Annotated in this window: 8 protein-coding genes; 2 read left to right on the top strand and 6 right to left on the bottom strand. The window is 68.4% G+C overall.

Annotated elements, in window-relative coordinates; all coding sequences use genetic code 11:
• The 6 genes from DFP88_RS17425 to DFP88_RS16665 form a co-directional block, all read right to left on the bottom strand.
• On the bottom strand, window positions 1-298 hold a 298-nt coding region (locus DFP88_RS17425), incomplete at its 3' end, for a GapR family DNA-binding domain-containing protein (RefSeq protein WP_245904858.1).
• A complete protein-coding gene (locus DFP88_RS17175) occupies window positions 295-450 on the bottom strand; it encodes a hypothetical protein (protein WP_181418699.1) in 156 nt (51 codons plus the stop codon). The genes DFP88_RS17175 and DFP88_RS17425, both read right to left, overlap by 4 nt.
• Window positions 447-1,118, bottom strand: a complete 672-nt coding sequence (locus DFP88_RS16680) for a cold-shock protein (RefSeq protein WP_110815823.1) — start codon at window positions 1,116-1,118, stop codon at window positions 447-449. The genes DFP88_RS17175 and DFP88_RS16680 overlap by 4 nt, the downstream gene beginning before the upstream one ends.
• The gene (locus tag DFP88_RS16675) at window positions 1,115-1,609 is read right to left on the bottom strand and encodes a hypothetical protein (RefSeq protein ID WP_146227567.1); all 495 of its coding nucleotides are present in this window, start codon (window positions 1,607-1,609) and stop codon (window positions 1,115-1,117) included. The genes DFP88_RS16680 and DFP88_RS16675 overlap by 4 nt, the downstream gene beginning before the upstream one ends.
• Complete coding sequence (locus DFP88_RS16670) at window positions 1,606-1,806, bottom strand: hypothetical protein (RefSeq protein ID WP_110815821.1); 201 nt, start codon at window positions 1,804-1,806, stop codon at window positions 1,606-1,608. The genes DFP88_RS16675 and DFP88_RS16670 overlap by 4 nt, the downstream gene beginning before the upstream one ends.
• A 286-nt stretch (window positions 1,807-2,092) precedes the next feature.
• The gene (locus tag DFP88_RS16665; protein WP_110815820.1) at window positions 2,093-2,449 is read right to left on the bottom strand and encodes a helix-turn-helix domain-containing protein; all 357 of its coding nucleotides are present in this window, start codon (window positions 2,447-2,449) and stop codon (window positions 2,093-2,095) included.
• 559 nt (window positions 2,450-3,008) lie between these two features.
• On the opposite strand from DFP88_RS16665, the gene DFP88_RS16655 reads away from it, so the two are divergent.
• Both DFP88_RS16655 and DFP88_RS16650 read left to right on the top strand, forming a co-directional pair.
• Entirely contained in the window at window positions 3,009-3,536 is a 528-nt protein-coding gene (locus DFP88_RS16655) for a hypothetical protein (protein ID WP_110815818.1), read from the top strand.
• Window positions 3,533-4,198 carry a DUF1937 family protein gene (locus DFP88_RS16650; protein ID WP_110815817.1) on the top strand — a complete coding sequence of 222 codons (666 nt, stop codon included), beginning with the start codon at window positions 3,533-3,535 and terminating at the stop codon, window positions 4,196-4,198. Before DFP88_RS16655 ends, DFP88_RS16650 begins: the two co-directional genes overlap by 4 nt.
• The last annotated feature ends 172 nt before the right edge of the window (window positions 4,199-4,370 follow it).

The raw sequence follows: 4,370 nt of genomic DNA, 5'->3' as shown, positions 1-4,370 counted from the left end.
TGGCCTCGGCCATGACCTCCTTCATCTGGTCCGTGATGTCCTGCTTCTCGGCTGCGAGACGCTCGGTGCGCTCGACGAACTGCCGCAGCTCCTGTTCGGCTGCGGCCAGCAGCTTAGCCGTTAGGGCCTCGTCTTCGACGGTCTGCTTCATCGGGGTGCGGCCTGACGGCCGGGCCCCGGCGGCTTGGCTCGTGGTGTCACTGGGCGCGGAGTCGGAGGCGCAATGCTGGGCGGCTGAGGCGGCGCCAGTGGCGGCGGGCTCCGCGCCGCTTTCGGGCTGATCGGGTGCGAGGGTCACAGGCAGCTCCAGCAGACGCGGGCGGAGATGAGGATTGCGGTTCCGGTGAGCAGCTCGAGGATGGCGAGGATCAGCACGACGCCGAGCCAGCGCCCCTCCGCAAAGCGCGGGTCGCGATCCGGGATGTCCGAGTGGTGCACGGAGCGGCTCATGATGTCCCTCCGAGCTCGGAGCGATCCGCCTGTGCCTGCGCCTGCAGGTCGACCTGGGCCCAGTCCTGCGCGGCGACGGCGATGAGGCCGCGGGGCCCCTCGGTAACATGCAGCGCCAGCGCCTCGCCCTTGGCGGGCGGGTTGAGCCCGACGAGGCGCAGCACGCTCGCGTGCAGGAAGATGTCGCGGTCCGGGGCGCCGAAGGCGCGGGCGAAGCCGATGCCGCGCCGGGCGTCGTACCAGGTCACCCGCGCCGCCTCGACGGGCAGGGCGGCGGCATCGACGTCGCGGCCGATCTCCTCGATGAGGGCGGGCGGTACGGGCACGGCGGCCGGCGCCGGTCCGAAGCTGAGAATCTCGCTGACCTTGGTGCCCTTGTCGGTCTCGGCGAGCAGGACGGCGAGGCGGGTGCCGGGGGCGCTGCCGGAGCGGCCGGCCCAGTCGAGGGTGCTGGCATGCAGCAGGGCCTCCGCGCCGAGATCGAAGCTGACGAAGCCATAGCCCTTGGCGCGATCGAACCAGAGGACGGTGACCTCCTCGCCCTGGGGCGCGGGGGCAGACGCCTCGGCGGTCGATGAGCCATCGAGCGCAGGCGCCATGCCGGGCGCTCGAGCATCGGCACGACCATCTGCCGCGGCCTCAGCCTGGAAGGCGTTGGCGTGGATCATGCGGCCTCCTCCGTCTCTGCAGCAACTGCGCTGAGCGCTGCGGCTGCCTCGGCAATGGTCTGACCCGGCACGGCGGCCGGCGGGTCGATGGTCCGCAGTCCGGGATGGATTATCCGGTCCAGCAACGCCTGGGCCGAAGCCCGCACTGCTTCTGTGGCGGGTGTGAGGTGCTGCAGCACCGACAGCGCCCAGGCCCGCTGCAGGGTGCGGCGCTCCGGCTCGGTCGCAGGGCCGGCATAGCCACCGGCAGCGGCACGGGCGGCGAAGCGCCAGCGCAGGGCGGCAGCCGCGTAGCTCATGTCCGAGAGGGTGATGCCGTGCAGGGCGATGATGCGCAGCGCGGGCAAGCCGCTGGTGTCGGTGTGCCATGTGCCGCCGCTGCGCAGCACCTCGGCCTGCAGCCGCTCGACCAGCGCCTGCGGCGCGAGGGCGTCGAGCGCATCGCAGAGGGCGGCAAGTTCGGCCGACGCGGGGGCTGCAGCATCCATCACCGCAGGCCTCCCTCGATGACGCGCAGGGCGGTGCGGCCGGCGCCGTCGCCCGTCTGGCGCAACGGAGTGCCGCGGGCGGTCATCAGAGCCAGGCGCGCCAGCTGCGCAAGCATGGGCCGGTCGGCGTAGCTGCCGGGATCAGCCGCGATGGCGGCGGCGTCGGTCAGGACGCGCGGGGAGGGGGTGGCAAGGGTCATTGAGGGTCCACGCTTGACTGGTGCTGACTTCCAGGTAACGTGTAGTCCACCAAAGGTGGATATTCAATCCGAATAAACCACCCGATGTGGATTTATACGATGACCTCGCTGTAGGTGTTCAAGCGGCCGCTAGACAACTGCTAGGATGTTCGGCAAATGTTCTGTCTCGTGCCGATAGGGGGAGACATATGCTGGAGGTAGACCGGCGCCTGGATCGCATGATCGAGATTGCAGACGATCTAGACGTCTCTCTCGACCTGGTGGTGGAGTATCTGGGCCGCTGTGATCAGAGCACCTTTCGGAGGCTCTCCGACAACCCGTCCCTTCTACCACGGTATATGAAGTCCAGCGTCAGGCCATAGACGATGCAGAGACGCTCCGCCTCGTCGACCGGGATCCTGCGTGTCCCCTTCTCCCAGTTGTTCCACTGGGTGCCATTGAAGCCGTGCTTTTCCGCCCATGCTTTCTGGGTCAGGTCGGACTGGCTCTTGCGCAGTCGCGCAAGGCGCTCCCCGATTTCGGCGTAACTAGGGTTAACTGGAGTATTCATACAGGGTGGATAATCCACTGAACGTGAATATTCCGGCAAACCACCATTAGTGGACTTGCAGGTATCCACCTTGTGTGGATAAATGCTGCTCATGAGCAAAGCATCTCACCTCGCTTCCGTCATCGGACGCCGTCGCATGGCCGAACGTCTGGGGCTGCTTCCGACAGCTGTAAGCAACGCGGTCGTCCGCGGTTCTTTCCCGGCCTCCTGGTACATCGTCATCAAGCAATTGGCCGATGAAGCCGGCGTGGAGTGTCCGGTAGAACTGTTTCGGATGCGTGCTTCCGAGCCTAGCTCTCGGGAGGTTGCATGAGATTGCCTTCGTCTCCCGCCGATGCGTTCCCGCCGCCCGGTGGCACTGCCTCCATCGCCGTCGCTGTAGTGTTTGCTGGAGCAGAGCGGTCTCCGCTCCAGCCGCTTCCCGAGCGCCAGCGCAGCAAGCCCATCGCTCCCGGTAACCTGATACCCATTACTGCTGTGCTGCGGCGCTTCCATGAGTGGACGCTGCCCGGGCGCGGCCTGTCCAGCAAGGAATCGAGGTTGCTCATGCGTCACCTCAAGGTGTCTCCGCGCGGGGGCACGCGTGATCGCCGCGCCAATGCCAGCGCCGCCGAGATTGGCTCGTGCCCTGTCATCACCTGCGGAGGCACCCATGGCTGACGCGATCATCAGCGGTCTGTTCGAGCAGCTGGTCGAGCGTATGGGCGGACCGACGCGGCAGGGCGGGCAGGGGGTACTGGCCAACCTGCTTGAGGCGCGCACCGGCAAGGCCGACATGCGCGGCACCGTCTCCAAGATGTGCTCCGGCCATCTGGAGATCAGCTACGAGGCCATCCTCGTCGCCGAGAACTTCACCGGAAGCTACCCGATTTCTACCCGGCGCGGTGAAGAGATCGTCCGCCGCGGCAGACAAAGCGCGCTCTCCAGCGCCGATATCCCCGAGCTCGCCGCCACCTGCGCCATTCGTGCCGGCGCCGCGCAGGCGGAGCTGTTCCGGGCGCTCTCGGACATCAGCGATGGTGGCGCCGCGTTGACGCCCAAAGAGGCGGCGGCGGTGGTCGCGGAGATGCGGGCGGTGCAGGAGACGGTTGGGCAGATCATCGCGCTTGCCGAGGAGGTCGCGCAGCAGCCGCAGGCGCGTTCCAGGCCGCCCCTGCATAGTAAGAGGGCTGGCGCATGAGCATGCACCACCGCCTGCCTCGCGATCCCGACTGGCCGCAGCTCTGCGCGCGCTACACCGGCAGCGGCTTGCTGCAGCGGGACGTCGCGCTGATCGACGCGGCGCAGCTGCTGCGCGGCAGCCTCGCCTATCTGGCCACCCCCTACACACGCCAAAGCACCGACGATGGCGGGCGCTGGTGCCCGAGCTCGTCGAGCTTGGCAGCAGATGCCGCCGCAGGCTGGACCAGCCGCTTCGCTTGCGCGGGCGTCACCGCCGTCTCGCCGGTGGTGCAGGCGGACGCGATGCTGCAGCGCGATCCTTGGAGCGATGCTCTCGATCCGCTGGACGAGACCTTCTGGTCGGTCTGGTGCCGGCCACTGCTGGCGCGCTGCGACGCGGTGGTGATCCCGCCGCTGCCGGGCTGGGAGCAGAGCGCGGGCATCTGGGCCGCGGCCCGCGCCGCCGTCACCCGGCAGACGCGCGTGATCCTCATTGCTGCAGAGCCGGAAGGGCCGGAGAGCCCGGCGCCCTTCTCGGATGCACCGCCTCCTCTTCCTACGACGCACTTCCCGACAGTGTCGGCCTCCGCGTCACGCACATCCGCACCTTCGGCTGCCTCGCGGGTCCCGCGCCGGCAGCCCGTCCCCGAGTATCAGCAGCCGGAAGGAGGAACGCCATGAGCATGGCCTTTGCCATCGACCAGAGCGAGGCGGAGGCCGTGCCGGTCGTCGCCGGATCGCGCAGCGAGCCGCAGGAGGTGCAGGCGATGCGCAACCTCTGGGTCGCGGTGATCGAGCAGCATTACCGGACCGCGCTCTCGCCCTTCAAGTCGGACCAGGTGGAGCGCCGCCG

It is taken from the genome of Pseudoroseicyclus aestuarii, from assembly GCF_003217255.1.
Lineage (GTDB): Bacteria > Pseudomonadota > Alphaproteobacteria > Rhodobacterales > Rhodobacteraceae > Pseudoroseicyclus > Pseudoroseicyclus aestuarii.
This window is presented reverse-complemented; position numbering and strand designations above follow the sequence as displayed.

Bases quoted from the DNA above. Each gene is read 5' to 3' on its own strand.
- DFP88_RS16670 (WP_110815821.1), bottom strand. From the start codon at position 1,806: ATGACCCTTGCCACCCCCTCCCCGCGCGTCCTGACCGACGCCGCCGCC.
- DFP88_RS16680 (WP_110815823.1), bottom strand. From the start codon at position 1,118: ATGATCCACGCCAACGCCTTCCAGGCTGAGGCCGCGGCAGATGGTCGT.
- DFP88_RS16655 (WP_110815818.1), top strand. From the start codon at position 3,009: ATGGCTGACGCGATCATCAGCGGTCTGTTCGAGCAGCTGGTCGAGCGT.
- DFP88_RS17175 (WP_181418699.1), bottom strand. From the start codon at position 450: ATGAGCCGCTCCGTGCACCACTCGGACATCCCGGATCGCGACCCGCGC.
- DFP88_RS16650 (WP_110815817.1), top strand. From the start codon at position 3,533: ATGAGCATGCACCACCGCCTGCCTCGCGATCCCGACTGGCCGCAGCTC.
- DFP88_RS16665 (WP_110815820.1), bottom strand. From the start codon at position 2,449: ATGAGCAGCATTTATCCACACAAGGTGGATACCTGCAAGTCCACTAAT.